Here is an 18,372-nt window from a genome sequence, read left to right as displayed (position 1 = left end):
CTCGGATTGCCTTCAGCGTGCGGGGGCAGCACCAAGCTCATGAAATCCGGGCGGAGCAGACCCGCTTGTCTTTCCTCGTTCAGCGCCTGCCTTGCTCTCGCTGTCTGCCGCCTTCATATATCCGCGTCACAAAAGTGTCATGGAGATGCGCGCAGCGCCTCCCGGACGCGGGCTTTGAGTGAGGACTTGGTGACCGAGGTGAGACTGAGACGCGCGTTTTTGGGCGCCTGCGTATTGGCAGGCGCGCTGGGCGCAGCCGCCCCGGCTGCGGCGCAAACGGTCGGCAGCGTGTCCGGCCCGGAGGTGCGCGCCGGCGAGCGTGAAGCCGAATACAGGCTCGGCCTGGCTCAGGACCGGGCCGGAGACGATGTGCAGACCCTGCATCGCGCGCAGATCCAGACGGCGCTGAACGACCGCGTGCGCGTGCGGGCCATCGCGGTCTATCGCGATCGGGGCGACGGTACCCGCTTCGATCATGTGGAAGGCGAGCTGCTCTGGCAGACCGCCAAGGCCGGGCCAAGCGGCTATGCCTCGGGGGTTAATGTCGAGGCCCGCCTGAGCAATGGCCGGGGCCTGTCTCAGCTCGGCCTTGACTGGCGCAACCAGTGGCGGGTCGGCGAACACTGGAAGATCCGCGCGAACGCTCTCTTCGACGTCGAAACCGGCGCGCAGGCAGACGACGGCGTATTCGGCGAGGCGCGCTTCTCGGTGTCGCGCCGGGTCGGACCCGTGCGCGCCGCGCTGGTCAGCTACAACGATTTTGGATCGCTCTCCGGGGGCGCCGGCGAAGCGGTCCACCAGGCAGGTCTGGCGGTCTCCGGCGACATCGGCGAACGCTGGTCCTGGTATGCAGGCGGACTGCTGCCGGTTTCCGGGGGCGCACCCGACAGAGACGTGCAATTTCGCCTCGGGCGGGCCTTCTAGCTCGCAAAACTGACATTTTACTGCAATTTTTAACCCTGTTTCGAGCGCATTTCGTCAAGCGCGATAGCCTTTGTTTTTCAATGTGTTTCAGATTTGTGACATAGATTTCTTATTGAAATGCAGGGATTTTTTAATAAATTGGCGGGTTGTTTTTCATCCCGACCCGGACAATTTATTTGACAACGCGGTGCCTTTTGGTAAAGTCCGCATAGAAACAAAATTGGAGGACAGTCCCATGTCCAGGATCACACGTGGTATCTTTGCACTCGTCGCGCTGCTTGCAGCCGTCGCTGTGTTCGCGCGCTTGCCGCTGCCGAGCCCGATCCTCGAAATCGTCGCGCTTGGCGTGCTGGGTGTTGTACTCGTCGCTGTGGAATGGCCGCGTTGGCACCATGCCCGCTGGCCGAACAAGCTGGGCGAGCTGTAACGGTCAACCACCTGAAACAACACGCTAATGCTGCATCGCAGCGAGAAACGCCGCCCTTCGGGGCGGCGTTTTTCTTTGTCAAATCAGGCCTTTGGAGCAAGATTTGCGCAACACCCCGTTTTGCGCGTAGCCTTTGTGCGCTCGCGAACTACAACTTGATGCTGGCTTCCATACATTTTTGAAAGGCTCTGAATGGCGTCTCGTTTGCTGAAATTCTCCAAGATCGTGTCCCAGCCGCCCGCCGTGCGCGAGGCCTCGGCACGAATTAGCGATTTTGAGGAGATCAGCGACGCCTTCATCCAGGAAAAGGCCGCCGAGCAGGCATCGCGCTGCTCCCAGTGCGGCATTCCCTTCTGCCAGTCGCACTGCCCGCTGGGCAATCACATCCCCGACTGGCTGCAGCTGGCCGCCGAAGGCCGGACGCGTGAGGCCTACGAGGTGTCCGCCTCCACCAATCCCATGCCGGAAGTGTGCGGACGCGTCTGCCCGCAGGACAAGCTGTGCGAAGGCAATTGCGTCGTCGAGAAAGCCGGCTTCGGCACGGTCACGATCGGCGCGGTCGAGCGCTGGCTGACCGATACCGCCGTACGCGAAGGCTGGGTGCGTCCCGTCGCCCCGGAGCGCGAGCGGCCCGAGAGCGTGGGCATTGTCGGGGCAGGACCGGCCGGTATGGCCGCCGCGGAACGCCTGCGCCGGGAGGGCTTCAAGGTCACGGTGTACGATCGCTATGACCGGGCCGGCGGGCTGATGATTTACGGCATCCCCAATTTCAAGCTCGACAAGTCCATCCCGCTGCGCCGCCATCAGGCGCTGGTCGAGGGCGGGGTCGAGTTCCGCTTCGGATGGGAGCTCGGCCGCGACGGCAGCGTGGCGAGCCTGCGCGCCGAGCACGAAGCGGTTTTCCTGGCCATCGGCGCCTACGCGGCGCGGCGCCTGGACCTTCCGGGCGAGACGAACATGAAGCCGCTGGCGGCGCTGGAGTTCCTGACCGCCTCGAACCGGAAAGGCCTGGGCGACCCGGTCGAGGGCTTCGAGGCGGGCGACCTGAACGCCAGGGACAAGCGCGTGGTCGTCGTCGGCGGCGGCGACACCGCGATGGACTGCGTGCGCACTGCGGTGCGCCAAGGCGCAAGGACGGTGACCTGCCTGTACCGGCGCGAGCGCGAGACCATGCCGGGCTCGGCGCGCGAAGTGAAACATGCCGAGTCCGAAGGCGTGACGTTCGAGTGGCTGAGCGCCCCGGCGCGCCTGGCCGACGGGAAGATCGAGATCCAGCCGATGAAGCTGGATATGAGCGGCGGCGGACGCGGACGCGTGCTGCCTGATGACGGTCCTGTGTGGAGCCTGGAGGCGGACATGGTGATCGAGGCGCTCGGCTTCTCGCCCGACGACGCCGCCGCCATGTCGGGCGGGGCGAGCATCCACCTGACACCGCGCGGCACGATTGAGGCCGATCCGAAAACGCTCCAAACCGGCGAGCCGGGCGTGTATGCTGCCGGTGACCTGGTACGCGGCCCCTCCCTCGTCGTGTGGGCCCTGAAGGACGCGATCACGGCCAGCGATGCCATCGTCCGCCACTTCGCGGAGATCAAGGAACCGGCATGAGCGACAACGATTTCGAAAGCCGCCTCGCCGCGCGCGAGGCGATGGCCAGCGCTGGCCTGTATGACGCCAGCGAAGAGCACGATGCGTGCGGCGTCGGCCTGATCGCCGTGACCGACGGCAAGGCCCGCCGCGAGGTGATTGACCAGGCGCTGTTCGGCCTGGCCGCCGTGACCCACCGCGGCGCCGTTGCCGCCGACGGCCTGTCCGGCGACGGAGCCGGCGTACGCATCGCCATCGATCAGTCGATTGCGCGCAAATATGTCGAGCGCACCGGCCACAACCCGCACGACTACACCATCGGCATCGGCATGATCTTCCTGCCGCGCCGCGAACCGGACTCCCTGGAACAGGCCCGCACCATAGTGGAGAGCGAGATGGTGCGCGCCGGGCTGACCCTGTTCGGCTGGCGCGCCGTGCCGGTCGATCCCTCTGTTCTGGGCTCGCACGCCGACGCGATGCGCCCGAATATCGAACAGATCCTGTTCCGCGCCCCGTCCGGCCATGACGAGGCCGCGGTCGAGCGCGAGCTCTACCTGGTGCGCCGGCGCATCGAGAAGCGTGCGCTCGCGGCCAATCTGAAGGAGCTTTATGTCTGCTCGCTGTCGCGGCGCGATGTCGTCTACAAGGGCATGTTCCTGTCCAACCGGATCGCCGACTTCTATCCCGATCTGAAGGACGAGGACTGGGCCTCCGATTTTGCCATCCTGCACCAGCGCTTCTCGACCAACACCTTTCCCGAATGGCGCCTGGCCCAGCCTTTCCGCCTTCTGGCCCATAATGGCGAGATCAATACGCTGAAAGCCAATGTGCGCTGGATGAAGAGCCACGAGATCCGCATGGCCAGCGATGCGTTCGGGGAAGACTGCGAAGCGGTCAAACCGGTCATCCAGCCGGGAAGTTCGGACTCCGCCGCGCTCGACCAGGCTTTCGAACTGCTGGTACGCGCCGGGCGCTCGGTGCCTATGGCCAAGGCGCTGCTCATCCCGGAAGCCTGGTCCAAGCGGGCCGGCCTGATGCCTGAGGAAACCCGCGCCCTCTACGCCTATTGCAACGCGGTCATGGAGCCGTGGGACGGCCCGGCGGCGATTGCCGCCTGCGACGGCCAGTGGGCGATTGCCGGTCTGGACCGCAACGGGCTGCGTCCGCTGCGCTGGACCAAGACAAGCGACGGGCTGGTTCTGGTGGGCTCGGAAACCGGCATGTACGACATCGCCGACGCGCGCGTGGAGCGCCAGGGCGCGCTCGGCCCGGGCCGCGCGATTTCGGTCAATCTGATTACCGGCGAATTCTTCAGCGAGACCGAGCACGATGCGCGCCTGTCCCAGGTTCGTCCCTTCTCCAAATGGCTCAAGCAGGTCGAGGAGCTGGACCCGGTCGTGGGTCCGGGCCCGGAGGCGCGGATCTATTCCACCAGCGATCTGCACCGGCGCCAGCGCGCGGCCGGAATTTCGCGCGAGGACATGGAAAAGCTGCTCCAGCCGATGGTTGAAACCGGCAAGGAAGCGACCGGCTCGATGGGCGATGACAGCCCGCTCGCCGTGCTGTCCGAGCAGCCGCGCCCGTTTGCCCATTTCTTCCGGCAGAACTTCTCCCAGATCACCAATCCGCCGATCGACTATCTGCGCGAAGACCGGGTGATGAGCCTGAAAACGCGGTTCAAGAACCTCGGCAACATCCTGCTCGAGGACGAAACCCAGACCGACGTCTTCACGCTGGAAAGCCCGATCCTGACCAACGGCATGTATGAGCGCATGCGCGTACGCTTCGGCGAGGACGGGGTGGAGATCGACGCCACCTTCGACGCCGCCGGCAACGAGGCGAACGGCCTGTCGCTCAAGCGCGCGCTCGACCGGGTGCGCGAGGAGGCCGAAGCCGCGATCAGGGGCGGGGCCGAGCATATCTTCCTGACCGACGAGCACCAGGGCGCGGGCCGCGCCGCCGTCCCCTCCGCGCTCGCGGTCAGCGCCGTGCACTCCCACCTCGCCTCAACGGGCTGGCGCAGCTTCTGCTCGCTGAATGTGCGCTCCGGTGAGGTGCTGGATCCCCATTCCCTGGCGCTGCTGATCGGGGCCGGGGCGACGACCGTCAGCCCCTATCTGGCGTTCGAAGCGCTTGCCGAGCGCCATGAGCGCGGCCTGTTCGGCGACACCTCGCTGGGCGAGTGCGTGCTCAACTACAAGGCCGCGCTCGAAGGCGGGCTGATGAAGATCATGGCGCGCCTGGGCATCTCCATCGTGTCCTCCTATCGCGGCGGACTGCTGTTTGAAGCCATCGGCCTGTCGCGCGCGCTGGTGGACGAATTCTTCTCCGGCGTCTCCAGCCGGATCTCCGGCATCGGGCTGAAGGGCCTGGAGCGCCGACTCATCGCGGCCAATACCGAAGGCTGGATCGCGCCGGAATCCCCGCCGCGCCCGGGCGGCTTCTATGGTGTGCGTTCCGGCGAGGAGCGCCACGTGCTGTCGGCCTCCATCATCGAGCAGCTTCAAACCGCAGTGCGCACCCGAGACCGCGCTGCCTATGAGGGTTATGAGGCCCTGATCGACAGTCAGGCCCCGATGCAGCTGCGCGACCTGCTCAAGGTCACCGCGCTCGGCCCCGAAATTCCGCTGGACGAGGTGGAGCCGGTCTCTGCCATCGTCAAACGCTTCCTCACGCCGGGCATGAGCCTGGGTGCCCTTTCCCCGGAAGCCCATGGCGCGCTGAACATCGCCATGAACCGGCTGGGCGCCCGCTCGGTCTCCGGCGAGGGCGGCGAGGATCGCGCACGCTACACGCTGCACGCCAATGGCGACGACGAGAACAGCCGCATCAAGCAGATCGCCTCCGGCCGCTTCGGCGTGACGGCCGAATACCTCAACAAGTGCACCGAGGTGGAGATCAAGGTCGCCCAGGGCGCCAAGCCCGGCGAAGGCGGCCAGCTGCCCGGCTTCAAGGTCAACGCCTATATCGCCAAGCTGCGCCATGCGACGCCTGGCACGACGCTGATCAGCCCGCCGCCGCACCATGACATCTACTCGATCGAGGACCTCGCCCAGCTCATCTACGATCTCAAACAGATCAATCCGGATGCGCGCGTGACCGTGAAGCTGGTCAGCCGCGCCGGGGTGGGCACGATTGCCGCCGGCGTCGCCAAAGCCCATGCCGACACGATCCTGATCTCGGGCAATGTCGGGGGCACCGGCGCGTCGCCCTTGAGCTCCATCAAGTTTGCCGGCGCCCCGTGGGAGCTGGGCCTGGCCGAAGCCCACCAGATGCTGACCATTAACGGGCTGCGCTCACGCGTGCGCCTGCGCACCGATGGCGGGCTGCGCACCGGACGCGACATCCTGATCGCCGCGCTGCTGGGCGCGGAGGAGTACGGTATCGGCACGGTCGCCCTCTTGGCGCTCGGCTGCCTGATGGTGCGCCAGTGCCATTCCAACACCTGCCCGGTGGGGATCTGCACCCAGGACGAGACGCTGAGAAAACACTTCCCCGGCCTGCCCGACCATGTCGTCAACCTGATGACGTATCTAGCCGAAAGCGTGCGCCAGCATCTGGCCTCCATCGGAGCCCGCTCGCTGGGCGAGGTGATCGGACGCGCCGATCTTCTGTCCCAGGAGACGCGCGGCAATCACGATCTGGACGATCTCGATTTGGGCGCGCTGCATCACCGCGCCGGTCATGTGGACTCGAGCGTCGAGCCGGGCGCGCGCAACGCGGTGCCCGACACGCTGGACCATCGCGTTCTGGAGCGGGCCGCGCCGGTCTTCGAGAGCGGCCAGGCGGTGACGGTCGAGGAACCGATCGGGACGGCCGATCGTACGGCGGGCGCCCTGCTGTCCTCGAAGATCGTGCGCCAGTACGGCCCGGACGGGCTGGCCGACCGCACGCTGACCCTGAAAATCGCCGGGTCGGCCGGGCAGTCGCTGGGCGCGTTCGCGGCCAAGGGGCTGGCCATCGACCTTCTGGGCGCGGCGAACGACTATGTCGGCAAGGGGCTGTCGGGCGGCGAGATCACCATCCGTCCCGCCGTCATCCCGATCAGCAAGCGCATCGTGCTGCTGGGCAATGCTTGCCTCTATGGCGCAACAGCCGGGCGCCTATTCGCTGCCGGCGCGGCCGGGGCGCGCTTCGCGGTGCGCAATTCCGGCGCGACCGCCGTCATCGAGGGCTGCGCGGCCCATGGCTGCGAATACATGACCGGAGGCACGGTCGTGATCCTGGGACGGGTCGGAGACAATTTCGCCGCCGGCCTGACCGGCGGGGAAGTCTATGTGCTCGATACCGCAAAGCGGCTCGACAGCGTGCTCAATCCCGATACGGCAACGATAAAGACGCCCGACGAGGCCGCGCTGGCGCGGGTGAAGACGCTGGTCGAGACCCATCTGGAGCTGACCGGCTCGAAGCGGGCCAGGGAGTGCCTGGAAAACTGGGATGCGACGGTGCGCAATCTGCGCCTGGTCTGCCCTGCCGACGTGCCGGGTGAAGCGCCCAAGGCGCCGCCCACGCGTCCGCGCACGGCAGAGCTGACGGCCCAGCCGGACGGACCGGCGCACTAGGTGCTTTCTTCGGCTGCGGCGCGCGCAGCGGTGGGAAGCCCGGTCCAAATCGTCTAACACAGGCGCCAGACGCGTCCGCCGTACGGGCGCGCATGGCTTGTGGTAGAAGGAAGGTCCGGCCCGATGCAGATTTCCAGCGTTTTCGACAGCGGCAATATCGAGTGTGTCTCCGCCGACAATCCGGCCGATATCCGGCTGAATATCCGCAAGGATAACGGCTCGGACTTCTATCAGTGGTTCTATTTCCGCTTGACCGGGGCACGCGGCATCCCCGTGACGCTGACCATCGAGAATGCGGGCAAGTCTGCCTATCCGGCCGGCTGGAAGGACTACCAGGCCGTGGTCTCCAGCGACCGGGAGAACTGGGAGCGCGCAGCGACCCGTTACGAGAACGGCGAGCTGGTCATCGAGCATACACCCCTGGCCGATGCGGTCTGGTTCGCCTATTTTGCGCCCTACACGATGACGCGCCATGACGAGCTGATCGCGGCCTGCCAGCATTCGGAAACGGCGAAGCTGGACGTGATCGGCCGGACGCTGGACGGGCGCGACCTCGACCGGCTCGTGATCGGCGAGCCCGGCGAAGGCAAGAAGACGATCTGGGTGATTGCTCGCCAGCATCCCGGCGAGAGCATGGCAGAATGGGCCGCCGAAGGTTTCCTGTCGCGCCTGCTGGACGACGCCGACCCGGTCGCGATCGACCTGTTGTCGAAGGCAGTCTTCCACGTGGTGCCGAATATGAACCCGGACGGCAGCTATCGCGGGCACCTGCGCACGAATGCCAAGGGCGTGAACCTGAACCGGGAATGGGACAAGGCGAGCCAGGAAAACTCGCCCGAAGTCCATGCCGTGCTGACCGAGATGAAGAAGACGGGCGTCGATCTCTTCCTCGACATGCATGGCGACGAGGACCTGCCCTACAACTTCATCGCCGGGGCCGAGGGCGTGCCGGGCTTCACCCAACAGGACGGCGAGTTGCTCAACGCCTACAAGGACGCGCTGGCGCGCCTGAACCCCGATTTCCAGACCGAGCACGGCTACCCGGTCGACGCGCCGGGATCGGCGGATTTGTCGATCGCGACGCACTGGATGGCCAAAGCCTTCTCCTGCCTCGCCATGACGCTGGAAATGCCCTTCAAGGACAACGCCAACCGGCCCGATCCGCAATTTGGGTGGTCCCCGGAGCGGTGCGTGAAGCTGGGCGCGTCCCAGCTCGACGCCATGCGGGAAGTCTTCGACCGGCTGTAAGCGCGGTTCGCCCTGCCCCGTCAGAGGCTGTCGAGCAACCGCTTCTTGGCCTTTGACGGGCTCAGCTCGAACACGTCTTCCGCCGCGTCCAGCGCGTGCTCGCACAGGCGCTTCTGCGCCTCGTCCAGCTCCCCGATCGCGCGGTCGTCACACGCGCCGGCCCGATCATCCAGCCGGGCGATAAGGCGGGAGAGATCATGGTGGTCGCCCAGGATGTCGGCGAGCGCGTTGGCATCCGACTTCTGCCGCTCGAGCGTATCCGGCCAGAGCCGCTTGCAGACGGTGACGTGGTAGCGCCAGTCCTTGACCCGCTTGCGCAATTCGTGAAGGCGGTGAGGGTCCGGCTCGTCCTTCGCGTCGTCCAGCCGCTTCACGGCGCGCTTGTAGGTGCGCGCCAGGCCCTTGAGCATCGCCTTGCGCGGCTTGTCGAACGGCTCCAGGCGGCCGATCTCGCTTTCCAGAGCGTCGAGCGCGGTGCGGCACTGGTCTGCCGCCTCGCCGCGGCGCACGCGCCGGGAATCTTCGCGCGCGCGGTCCGCCTCGTCGCGCAAGGCCCGGGCGAGGCCGGCATGCTCGCACTTCATCGAGGCGGCGCGCGCGATCTGCTCCAGGCTGTCGGCGTCGCGCGCCTCCTCCAGGATATTCGCCGCGCGTCGGCCGGCCGCATTGATGCGGCGCGACGCGGTCTTGTCGCCCTTGCGGATCAGGCGCGCATTCGACCGGACCTTCTTGATCGCCTTGCGCGCTTCGTGGACGCCCAGAATGGGATCGTCCCCGATCCGGCCGAGCGCGCGGCGGGCGTTCTGGACCTCGGCGCGCATTACGGCGGAGATGGCGTTGAAATCGTCGCCGGAGCTGAACTTCTCGGTCATGGAAGACCCTTTGCGGAAAGCCTGGACCCGGCCTAGCGGCCCGGGTCGATCACGCCGCCAACGCTGGCATTGACGCGCCACCAGCCGGCGATTGCGTAGCGCGGCGAGGCGGCGGGGCGCACCTCGTGCGGAATCTGCTCGGACATCATCAGAACGATGCTGCCCGCACGCGGTTCCAGAAGCGCGGCGGGCGCCACGCCATCCAGCCGGTCCAGCGCCGGCCGGCCGCGTTCGTCCTGCTCATACCCCTCCCACACGGCAAGCTGGCCGCCATCGGCCGGAGTCCACCCGGTATTGAGATAGGTCACCATGGAGACGATGCGCGAGCGCTCGGCCCGCTTTCCCAGGCCCGCCGCCGCGCTGGCCGCGCGGCTCGGCGCGGTGAAGGCATCCAGGTGACGGGCATAGAAGCCGCCGACCGGATAGGCGGCGAAATGGGCCTCGAACTCGAACAGGCCGGCAAACAGCGCCCGGTTGATCTCCAGGCGCAGCCGCTCGGCCCCGTCCAGGAAGGCGCGCTGGGCCGGGGTGACGCCATCGAGCCAGGCAATCTGGGTCTTGCGGATGGTCCGGTCGCGCGACAGCGCCGCGCCGCGGCCGATCCGGGCCTGCGCCAGCGCGCCGGCCTGGCTCATGGCCACCGTCTCGGCGCGCAAGGCCTCGACCAGCTCGATATCGAGTGCGCCCGGCGCAAAGGCCCAGCCGCGGCCGGCAAGCTGGCCGATCAGGTCAATGGCAAGATTGGGCCCGAACAGGGCGGTATCGTGAGCGGTCAATGCGGTGAATACCGGCAGCACGCCCCCGATGGGCGCGCGAGAGGCGCGCATTTAGAACCGCGCCATACCGCTGGCAAGACAATTATCCGAGCAGTTGGCGCGAGAGCTCTGTGACCGTGTCGGCAAAGACCGGGGCACGCGACTTGACCGCGTCGCGCACGACCACGCCGCCAAAGCCGATGAAGGCGTCGGCGGCCCCGTTGGCGAAGGCCTCGTAGTCAGTGATGCCGTCCCCGACCATGATCGCGACCTCGCGTCCGGTCAGCGTCTTGAGCGTCGAGACCACGTGCGCCTTGCCGCCATTGCGCGACAGCGGATTGGCGGTATCGAAGCCGGTCACGACATCGTCGTCATAGACGAAGCGGTTCGCGCGGATTTCGCCCGGCGAAAAGCCGAGATCCATCAGGGCCGGTTCGACCAGATCGGAAAACCCGCCCGACACCGCGTACACGTCGCGTCCGCGCGCGCGCAGCTTTTCCAGCAAGTCCTCGATGCCCGGCGTGGCCTGGCCGCGCAGCGCCTTGGAGGCGGCGTTCACCTGCTCGCGCGTGAGCCGGGCCAGCGCGATGCGCGCTTCGAGCGAGCGGCGAAAGTCGAGCTCGCCGGCCATGCCGCGCGCAGTGATATCGGCCAGCTCGCGCGCGCGCTCATCGCCGTCTCCGGCGTCTTTCAGCGCGAGTTCCACAGCGAAATCGAGACTTTCCAGCGCAAGCAGGGTGGAATCCACGTCGAATACGACCAGTCGGGTCACAGCGGTCTAAACCCCTCGGCGAAAAATGGACGGCCCGCTTAACCCGGATTGGCGCGGCGGGCCAGCCAAAGAGCAGCGCTTATCTGTGCAACTCACACGAGCGGGACCATGCAGCCACACCCCATGCGCGGCGGTCCTCCTTCCAGGAAGGACCGGCCGGACCGGCTAGGCGCTGACGCCGGTGCCGATCGGGCAGGTGACGCCCGTGCCGCCAATGCCGCAATACCCGTTCGGATTCTTCGCCAGATATTGCTGGTGATAATCCTCGGCATAGTAGAAGGGCCCGGCCTCGCGGATCTCGGTCGTGATCGGGCCGCGTCCCGCGTCCGACAGGGCCGCCTCGTAGGCCGCGCGCGTGCGTTCGGCGGCTTCTTTCTGGGCCTCGCTCGTATAGTAGATGGCCGAGCGGTATTGCGTGCCGGTATCGCCGCCCTGGCGCATGCCCTGCGTCGGGTCGTGGCTTTCCCAGAACAGCTTCAACAGCGTCTCGGTGGAGATGACCGCCGGATCGTAGACGACGCGCACCGCCTCGGTATGGCCGGTCTGGCCCGAGCAGACTTCCTCATAGGTCGGGTTGGGCGTGATGCCGCCCGCATAGCCGGCCGCCGTTACGAAGACGCCGGGCAATTGCCAGAAGATGCGCTCCACGCCCCAGAAGCAGCCCATGCCCAGCTGGATTTCCTCCATCCCGGCCGGGACTTCGGCTTTCAGCGTCTCGCCCGTCACGAAATGGGTGCTGGCCGTGGGCACGGCCTGGAACCGGCCCGGCAGCGCCTTGTCGGCAGGAACCAGGGTGGTCTTCCATTCAGAACCGGAAAACAGCGCCATGAAGAGCTCTCCTCGTATCGGGCAGTAACGGCCTTGTCTCACGCCTAGATAGGGTGGCGGACCGCGCGCGTCAGCACCTTGAACTGTTCGAGCCGGACACGCCAGACGGAGCACCGCACCGGCGCGGCAGCGCGGGCAGGACTTACCCCGTACCGGCCGCCTGCAAGAGCGCGCGCATCAAGCGTTCCAGCTGCTTGACTAGCCGGTGCCTTTGTTTAGGTTCCGCCGCCGCACGGTGAGGTGGCCGAGTGGTCGAAGGCGCACGCCTGGAACGCGTGTAGGCGGGTAACCGTCTCGTGGGTTCGAATCCCACCCTCACCGCCATATTTTTATAAGTACCTGTATTCCTTATACGGCATTGAATAGAAAAGCCTTTTCGTTGCGACTTAGTACAAATTGTGGTACAAAGTCGCATGAAGAAGGTTGAAGGATTTCCGAGGCTTTATCGGCGTGGCGATCGATACGTCTACCGCGCCGTTATCCCCGAGCCTCTCCGCAAATTCGCTGGCAAGTCGGAGTTCAAGCAGGCTTTGGCGACGGATAGCCTGAGTGAAGCCCGTCGACTTTGGGTCCAAGCTGAAGCCGCTTTCGAAACATTGAAGCGAGCGGCACAGAGCGAGGCAGACGCCGACCCCGCCACGGCTACCAGCGCTCAGACCCTGAAGCACCTTACGGACTTCAATATCGAGCCAATAGTTCTACAGTGGCATACGTTCCGGATGGACGCTGAGTTGGACGGTCTGGCGGGTCTCTCCCGTCATGATCGAGCTTCTGAAGAGCGGTTCCAGGCGGTTCGCGAGGAATTCGAAGGATATGCTGAGCTGAGGCACTGGCGTTGGCGACATACGGCGCAGGAAGTAATCGACCATCTTTGCCTGACGCACGGCTTCGAGCCGCCAGAGCCCCAAACGCATACATGGAACCGGCTTGCCGATCGGATCATGGAGGCCAGAGCTGATATTGCGAAGCGCGTATTGGCCCGCATGAGCGATGACTTCTCGGCCGCGCCCCTCGGCACTGATGCAAGCTTCACGCAGCGTGAACAAACACCTTCGCCATTGAACCCGGGTTCAGTTCCAAATGAGGCCACCAGCGCTCAGTCGTTGCAGGAGCTGGTGGAGGGCTACGCGTCTGATCGCGGGCGTGCGGTCTCGCGAGCTGGTACGGGAGCACCGCCATGGAGGCCATCGCCACGGTCAGCCTTCTCTTCGGTCTCGAAGGAGAGCTGCAGCCGGTTAAGTTCGGTGATTTCCGGGTCGGCCACGACCGGGAAGCCCGGTGCGGGCTCGACCGTGTCGGCAAAATCATCAACGAGGTGGAGCGTGTTCTCGTCTTCGATCAGGGTCGCGAACCCGGTGCGGCGCGGGGTCTTGAAGCCGAAGCGCGTTCGTAAGGTCAGCGCGTCGGCATCCTCCGAGAGCCCGGCCTGATCGACATGTTCGTAGCGCAGGCGAGCGTCCACGATCAGCCCGTCGGGGAGAACGGATGCGGAAGCGGCCGGCTCGGCTGCGGCGAGCGCAGCTGAAAGGGCGAGAAGAGATACGGTCATGGGATGGGCTCCTTGTCCTGATTTTCCGTTCTCTAGGTCATGGCGTGCGGCCCGGTATTGCTCTGGCACAAACGCGAGGGACATGTGTCCACGCCCCACGCTGTCCATCGGCGTTTGCGCTGCGACAAGGAAACGCGCTCCGGGCCGTGCGAGGCACGGCGGGTCACATCTATCACGAAGGGAGAACCCCGATGGGCAGTTCGAACGGCGCGATCGGGGCCAAGGCCTATTTCCCCGGTCCCAAGTCGGAAAACGAATCCTGGGTGCGCGCCGAGTTCCAGGCGATCATCGATGACTGGTTCGACTGGCGGAAGCGCTATCGCGAGGACGACCCGTCGGCCCTGACGCCGGCCGAACGCATCGCGCCCGATTTCCTCAAAGAGCGCGAGGTCCTCGCTCAGGAACTGGAGACGCTGAAAACTCTGATGCGACGCGAGACTCCGACCTATTCGCCGCGCTATGCCGGCCACATGGTGGCCGAACTGACTCTGCCCGCCCTGTTCGGCCATTTCACCGCGCTGCTGCACAATCCCAACAATACCTCCAAGGAAGTCAGCCGCGTCGGCACGGTGATCGAGGCCGAGGCCATCGCCATGCTGGCGCGGATGCTCGGCTACGATCCAGAAAACGCGCGCGGGCACTTTACCTCCGGCGGGACGATCGCGAACTTCGAAGGAGTCTGGCGCGCGCGCTACCGGCTCGATCACTGGCTCGCCCTGGCGCTCTGGATTGCCGAATACACGGGCGAGCGGCTCGACGTCTTCGCCGCGGCTCACATGGGCTGGGACAGATTCAAGGCGTTGATGGACCGGTTCGAGCCCGGTCAGGAAGAGCTGCGCAATGCGAGCACCGTTGCGGGCAATCCGGCCGATGTCTTCCGGCGCATCTCGAAGGCGAGCGGGGAGGATTATCTGGGGCCTGTTGTGCTGGTGCCGGGCAATAAGCACTTCTCCTGGCGCAAGGCGGCGAACGTATCCGGGCTGGGCGAGGAGGCGTTCTGGAGCGTCGGGCTCGACGAGGACGGTCGGCTCGACCTTGCCGACCTCGAACGCCAGGTCGAGCGCGCCGCGCGCGATCACAGGCCGATCCTCGCCGTGGTGAGCGTGGCCGGCACGACCGAGACCGGCGAAATCGACCCGCTCGACCGCGTGGCCGATCTCCTCGATCACTGGCAAGCCGAACGGGGCTGGCGTATCTGGCACCACGTCGACGCGGCGTATGGCGGGTTTCTCTGCTCCATCCCGGGTGGGCCGCACGAGGACGTTCTCGATGAAAAGACGATCTCGGCACTTCGGGCGGTCGCGCGCGCGGACTCCGTTACGCTCGATCCGCACAAGCTCGGCTTCGTCCCCTATGCCTGTGGCGCCTTCCTGGTGCGCGGTGCCGACCGGTATGCGGTCTCGGTGTTCGATGCGCCCTATCTGGAGCGGCCGCATCTGGCCGACGATCTCTGGTCGACAACGCTGGAAGGCTCGCGCAGCGCGGCCGGCGCGACAGCGGTCTGGCTGACGGGCAAGACGATCCGCTTCGAGCCCGACCGCTTCGGGGCGATCCTCGCCGGGACGGTGGAATCCCGCCTCGTCTTCCAGACCGCGATCGCTAGCGGGGTCGCCGATGCCCGCTTTCTGGAGCCGGCCGACACCAATATCCTGTGCTTCTCACTGGGCCGGAAGGGTGAGGCGCTGTCCCATTCCAACCGGCGCACCCAGGCGCTCTACGAGGCGATTCGCGAGGCCGGCGAGTTCTTCGTGACCACGACGACATTGAAAAGCCCGCAATATGCGAGCAAATCGCCCGGCACGTGGCGCGCTATGGCGGGCAGGCCGATACCGACAGCCTGGTGCTGGTACGCTGCGTCTTCATGAACCCCTACTGGGCGAGCCGGGACGTACGCGAGCGGCTCATTCCCGAATTCATCGACTTCCTGAAGGCGTGCATCGCCAAGCTGGACTGAGATGGCAGCTGACTGCAGCAGACGATCATCGAACAATCTCCGATTCAAGACACGTGGCTTGCCGTCAAGGTCCTGCTCGTCCCTCCCTATGCCGTGCTGGGTTATCTGGTTTGAGCCGGGTTCCAGAAGAAAGCCGCGGACCGGATGGTCCGCGGCTTTCTTCTGGGTGGGGCAGTCAAGCTAGAAGGCGGCACTCACCCGGGCGTAAAGGCCCCGGCCTGCACCCGGCAGGCGGTCGCCCACGGCCACATCGGCGTCCGCGACGCGGTTATAGCCGGCAAGGTGGCGCTCGTAAGTGTGGTCGAGCAGGTTCTCCACGCCGAGTGTGACGATCACGGTGTCGCGCGCATACCAGTCCAGGCGCGCTCCGAGGATAGCGTAACCGGGTGTCTCCCGCTCGTCATTGGTCCGCGAGACCTTGTCCTGCTCGGCGACGAGCTGGCTTTCGAAGGTCAGCGCATAGTCCGGCTGCTCCCAGGTCACGTCGAGCAGAAGCCGCGGCGGAGCGATGCGATAGAGATCGTCCTCGATATCGCGCCGCTGGCCGCGCACCATGGAGGCGACGCCGTCAATGCGCCAGTCGCCGGCGAACTGCCAGCCGAAATCGGCGTCCAGCCCGTAGAATTCGGCATCCACATTGGCAAAGCGCAGCGGGGTGGGGTCGCCGTTCATCGCGGACACCATCTCGGTCGGGGTGTCGACCACGCCTGGCGTATCGTCGAAGGGAACGCCCTGAATGAAGTCGTCGACGCGGCGGTAATAGGCCGTCGGGCGGAAATACACACCATTGCTGCTCCAGTCGAAACCGGCCTCCACCGACCAGGCCGCCTCCGACTCGAGGTCGAGATCGCCGACATAGGTGTTGCCGTCGGCGAGACCGGAACTCATCGAGGTGGGCAGCCAGGCGAAGCGCTCGACGAAGTTGGGCATGCGGGTCTTGCGCGCGAGCGTGAGGCGCCAGGTCACCGGCCCATCGGTCTCCCGCCAGAAGCGGGCGACGGCGTCCACCGTGGACTCCTCGGCCGAACGATCGGCCATGTTGTAGGCCATCGCCAGCATGCGCGGCCCCGTCGGAAGGGCCGGGCCGACATCGGCACGGCCGGCGCTTTCCTCATAGAGGTCGGCGCGCAGGCCGAGCTCGCTTTCGAACCCGGCGATCTGTCCGGTCCATTCGGCGAAGACGCCGGTGCGGTCCAGTTCCAGGCCCGGCAGGGTGTCGACGAAGAAGCCGGCAGTGTTCGGATTGGTGATGCGAGCCTCGCGTTGCGCGTCTTCGCGGTCCAAACCGAGCTGGAAATCACCCCCGAGAAGGGCCAGACCGAAGGCGATTTCCGCGTTCAGGGCATCCGCCCCGGCCAGGGTGAAGCGATGCATCATCGGGTTCGCATTGGGCCGTTGGGAGAAATTGTCCATGCCATGCAGGACATCGCTCCAGCCGATCGCCGCGTCGACGAGGACCTCGCCGAACGTGCCCTGATAGGTCGCGCGCGCCATATCGGTCTCCACGAAGGCGATGTCCATGGCGAGCGGCGCGGTGCCGGTCGCGCCGGTATCGACACGCCGGTAGGTGAGGCCGAACTCGTGATCGCCGTTGCGCAGGCCGCCGCCGAGTCCATAGACGCTACGCTCGTGGTGACTGTTGGGTATATCTCCGCCGGAGGAGGTGATGTCGCCGCCGTCCTCACGCGCGAGCAGGAGCTCGACGCGGCGCCGATCATCGGCCGCGCCCGCAATGCCGCCGACAGCGTAGGACCCGCCTACGCTGCGCACGGAGGCCATGGTGTCGGCGCTCCATTCGATCTCGTCGCCAGACGCGAAGTCGACCGATTTCAGGATGGCGTTCATGCCGCCGCCCATGCCGGGACCGCGGCTCACAGGAGCAACGCCGTGATCGACCTCGATGCGCTCTACCAGCGGCATCGGGGCATAGTGCAGGGGCGGGTCCATCAGATTCGGGCCGCCGGACAGAACCGAGGCGCCGTTGATCGTCACTGGTGCACGCGGGCCGAATAGACCGCGATACTGGACCTGGCCGGAGACCGCGCCGTTATCGATCAAGGCCGCACCCGGCAGGCGCGCGACGAGACCGGCCGCGTCCGGGCCGAGCACCGGCGCCTATTCCGGCGAAATCTCGGTCTCGGTGTGGATGTCGACATGCATCCGGTAGCCGGTGACGACGATCACGTCGTGCGTGGCCGGTTGCGGCTCGGGTTGGCCGTGTTCGGCGAGCGCCGGAGCGGTCAGTGCGAGAGCGCCTGCGGCGCCCACGAGAAGTCTGGATCTGAGTGTCATGGCGTTGCCCCCGCCTTGAGATGTGAAGATTCAGGTGTCCCCGGAAAAGAAAACGGCGGCGTGCCGGGGAGAAAGACACGCCGCCGCAGGAGGAGGCCGTAGAGGGATGGCCTCGTGGGTCTATTCGGCGCCGGCCTCGACGAGTTCGAAGAGTTCGTGGAAGCGCTGGTTGGCGCGGCCGGGGTGACGCACGCCGGCGGCTTCACCCAGATTGGGCGCCTCGCCGCCACCGACCTTGATCAGAGCGACCATGCCGAGACCATAGTGGGGCAGACATTTCACTCCGTAGACACCCTCTGTGGTGTAGGTCACCGAGATCTCCTGATTGACCCGGCCCTTGAACGTCTCGCCACCCTCGGGAACCATGTTCAAGATGCTTTCGGCGTTGTGGCTTGGTTCGGTCGGCAGGAAGGTGACGGTGTCGCCCGGCTCGATCTCCAGATACGCTGGTTCGAATACCATCATGTCGCCGTTCGGGCCGCGATTGAGCATCTGAACTTCATGCTCTTCGGCCATCGCAGCGCCTGTCGTCATGGCGGTCGCGATCAGCGAGGCGGCAAGGATCAGTTGGGTTTTCATTGGTCTAGCCTTTCTTGGAGGCTGCT

General features: G+C 65.9%; 15 protein-coding genes, 1 tRNA gene and 1 pseudogene. 8 read left to right on the top strand and 9 right to left on the bottom strand.

All coding sequences use genetic code 11. From position 1 onward, the window contains the following. The first annotated feature begins 174 nt into the window (after nt 1-174). From PGP17_RS03860 to PGP17_RS03840, 5 genes are all read left to right on the top strand, one after another. The gene (locus PGP17_RS03860) at nt 175-924 is read left to right on the top strand and encodes a hypothetical protein (RefSeq protein WP_270374312.1); all 750 of its coding nucleotides are present in this window, start codon (nt 175-177) and stop codon (nt 922-924) included. A 235-nt stretch (nt 925-1,159) separates the two neighbouring features. Then, the gene (locus tag PGP17_RS03855; protein ID WP_135945367.1) at nt 1,160-1,351 is read left to right on the top strand and encodes a hypothetical protein; all 192 of its coding nucleotides are present in this window, start codon (nt 1,160-1,162) and stop codon (nt 1,349-1,351) included. Between the two features lie 192 nt (nt 1,352-1,543). Continuing rightward, nucleotides 1,544-2,956 carry an NAD(P)-dependent oxidoreductase gene (locus PGP17_RS03850; protein WP_270374311.1) on the top strand — a complete coding sequence of 471 codons (1,413 nt, stop codon included), beginning with the start codon at nt 1,544-1,546 and terminating at the stop codon, nt 2,954-2,956. Next, nucleotides 2,953-7,497: a glutamate synthase large subunit gene (gene gltB, locus PGP17_RS03845; protein ID WP_270374310.1), complete on the top strand. Its 4,545-nt coding sequence runs from the start codon at nt 2,953-2,955 to the stop codon at nt 7,495-7,497. The genes PGP17_RS03850 and gltB overlap by 4 nt, the downstream gene beginning before the upstream one ends. Nucleotides 7,498-7,620: 123 nt before the next feature. Next, nucleotides 7,621-8,745 (top strand): M14 family metallopeptidase, encoded by a 1,125-nt coding sequence (locus PGP17_RS03840; protein WP_270374309.1) that lies wholly within the window; start codon nt 7,621-7,623, stop codon nt 8,743-8,745. 20 nt (nt 8,746-8,765) lie between these two features. Here the strand turns inward: PGP17_RS03840 and PGP17_RS03835 are convergent, their stop codons facing one another. The 4 genes from PGP17_RS03835 to msrA form a co-directional block, all read right to left on the bottom strand. Next, the gene (locus PGP17_RS03835) at nt 8,766-9,617 is read right to left on the bottom strand and encodes a CHAD domain-containing protein (RefSeq protein ID WP_270374308.1); all 852 of its coding nucleotides are present in this window, start codon (nt 9,615-9,617) and stop codon (nt 8,766-8,768) included. 32 nt (nt 9,618-9,649) lie between these two features. Beyond that, nucleotides 9,650-10,444 (bottom strand): 2OG-Fe(II) oxygenase, encoded by a 795-nt coding sequence (locus PGP17_RS03830; protein WP_270374307.1) that lies wholly within the window; start codon nt 10,442-10,444, stop codon nt 9,650-9,652. Nucleotides 10,445-10,475: 31 nt separating this feature from the next. Next, on the bottom strand, nt 10,476-11,144 hold the full coding sequence (locus tag PGP17_RS03825; protein WP_270374306.1) for an HAD-IB family phosphatase: 669 nt from the start codon (nt 11,142-11,144) through the stop codon (nt 10,476-10,478). 165 nt (nt 11,145-11,309) lie between these two features. Continuing rightward, nucleotides 11,310-11,972 carry a peptide-methionine (S)-S-oxide reductase MsrA gene (gene msrA / locus PGP17_RS03820; RefSeq protein WP_270374305.1) on the bottom strand — a complete coding sequence of 221 codons (663 nt, stop codon included), beginning with the start codon at nt 11,970-11,972 and terminating at the stop codon, nt 11,310-11,312. A gap of 234 nt (nt 11,973-12,206) precedes the next feature. Between msrA and PGP17_RS03815 the strand changes: the two genes are divergently transcribed. Further along, nucleotides 12,207-12,296, top strand: a tRNA-Ser gene (locus tag PGP17_RS03815). 89 nt (nt 12,297-12,385) lie between these two features. Then, a pseudogene (locus PGP17_RS14945) lies at nt 12,386-12,556 on the top strand (DUF6538 domain-containing protein); the annotation flags it as partial. Nucleotides 12,557-12,670: 114 nt separating this feature from the next. Here PGP17_RS14945 and PGP17_RS03810 read toward each other — a convergent pair. Both PGP17_RS03810 and PGP17_RS03805 read right to left on the bottom strand, forming a co-directional pair. Then, entirely contained in the window at nt 12,671-13,018 is a 348-nt protein-coding gene (locus PGP17_RS03810; protein WP_270374304.1) for a hypothetical protein, read from the bottom strand. A gap of 77 nt (nt 13,019-13,095) precedes the next feature. After that, nucleotides 13,096-13,521, bottom strand: coding sequence for a hypothetical protein (locus PGP17_RS03805; protein WP_135945376.1), 426 nt, complete (start codon nt 13,519-13,521; stop codon nt 13,096-13,098). A 191-nt stretch (nt 13,522-13,712) separates the two neighbouring features. On the opposite strand from PGP17_RS03805, the gene PGP17_RS03800 reads away from it, so the two are divergent. Continuing rightward, a complete protein-coding gene (locus PGP17_RS03800) occupies nt 13,713-15,386 on the top strand; it encodes a pyridoxal phosphate-dependent decarboxylase family protein (RefSeq protein WP_270374303.1) in 1,674 nt (557 codons plus the stop codon). A 269-nt stretch (nt 15,387-15,655) separates the two neighbouring features. On the opposite strand, the gene PGP17_RS03795 is transcribed toward PGP17_RS03800, so the two are convergent. The 3 genes from PGP17_RS03795 to PGP17_RS03785 form a co-directional block, all read right to left on the bottom strand. Continuing rightward, the gene (locus PGP17_RS03795) at nt 15,656-17,584 is read right to left on the bottom strand and encodes a TonB-dependent receptor (RefSeq protein WP_270374302.1); all 1,929 of its coding nucleotides are present in this window, start codon (nt 17,582-17,584) and stop codon (nt 15,656-15,658) included. A gap of 6 nt (nt 17,585-17,590) precedes the next feature. Continuing rightward, the gene (locus tag PGP17_RS03790) at nt 17,591-17,767 is read right to left on the bottom strand and encodes a hypothetical protein (RefSeq protein WP_270374301.1); all 177 of its coding nucleotides are present in this window, start codon (nt 17,765-17,767) and stop codon (nt 17,591-17,593) included. A gap of 120 nt (nt 17,768-17,887) precedes the next feature. After that, nucleotides 17,888-18,346, bottom strand: coding sequence for a pseudoazurin (locus tag PGP17_RS03785; RefSeq protein ID WP_270374300.1), 459 nt, complete (start codon nt 18,344-18,346; stop codon nt 17,888-17,890). Between the last annotated feature and the right edge of the window lie 26 nt (nt 18,347-18,372).

The organism is Marinicauda sp. Alg238-R41, from assembly GCF_947331485.1.
GTDB lineage: Bacteria > Pseudomonadota > Alphaproteobacteria > Caulobacterales > Maricaulaceae > Marinicauda > Marinicauda pacifica.
The sequence above is the reverse complement of the archived record's forward strand: the minus strand, read 5'-3'. Positions and strand labels throughout refer to the sequence as shown.

What these genes read in the sequence shown, in the direction of transcription:
- PGP17_RS03855 (WP_135945367.1), top strand. Translation starts at nt 1,160, where the DNA reads ATGTCCAGGATCACACGTGGTATCTTTGCACTCGTCGCGCTGCTTGCA.
- PGP17_RS03850 (WP_270374311.1), top strand. Translation starts at nt 1,544, where the DNA reads ATGGCGTCTCGTTTGCTGAAATTCTCCAAGATCGTGTCCCAGCCGCCC.
- gltB (WP_270374310.1), top strand. Translation starts at nt 2,953, where the DNA reads ATGAGCGACAACGATTTCGAAAGCCGCCTCGCCGCGCGCGAGGCGATG.
- PGP17_RS03840 (WP_270374309.1), top strand. Translation starts at nt 7,621, where the DNA reads ATGCAGATTTCCAGCGTTTTCGACAGCGGCAATATCGAGTGTGTCTCC.
- PGP17_RS03835 (WP_270374308.1), bottom strand. Translation starts at nt 9,617, where the DNA reads ATGACCGAGAAGTTCAGCTCCGGCGACGATTTCAACGCCATCTCCGCC.
- PGP17_RS03830 (WP_270374307.1), bottom strand. Translation starts at nt 10,444, where the DNA reads ATGCGCGCCTCTCGCGCGCCCATCGGGGGCGTGCTGCCGGTATTCACC.
- msrA (WP_270374305.1), bottom strand. Translation starts at nt 11,972, where the DNA reads ATGGCGCTGTTTTCCGGTTCTGAATGGAAGACCACCCTGGTTCCTGCC.
- PGP17_RS03805 (WP_135945376.1), bottom strand. Translation starts at nt 13,521, where the DNA reads ATGACCGTATCTCTTCTCGCCCTTTCAGCTGCGCTCGCCGCAGCCGAG.
- PGP17_RS03800 (WP_270374303.1), top strand. Translation starts at nt 13,713, where the DNA reads ATGGGCAGTTCGAACGGCGCGATCGGGGCCAAGGCCTATTTCCCCGGT.
- PGP17_RS03790 (WP_270374301.1), bottom strand. Translation starts at nt 17,767, where the DNA reads ATGACACTCAGATCCAGACTTCTCGTGGGCGCCGCAGGCGCTCTCGCA.
- PGP17_RS03785 (WP_270374300.1), bottom strand. Translation starts at nt 18,346, where the DNA reads ATGAAAACCCAACTGATCCTTGCCGCCTCGCTGATCGCGACCGCCATG.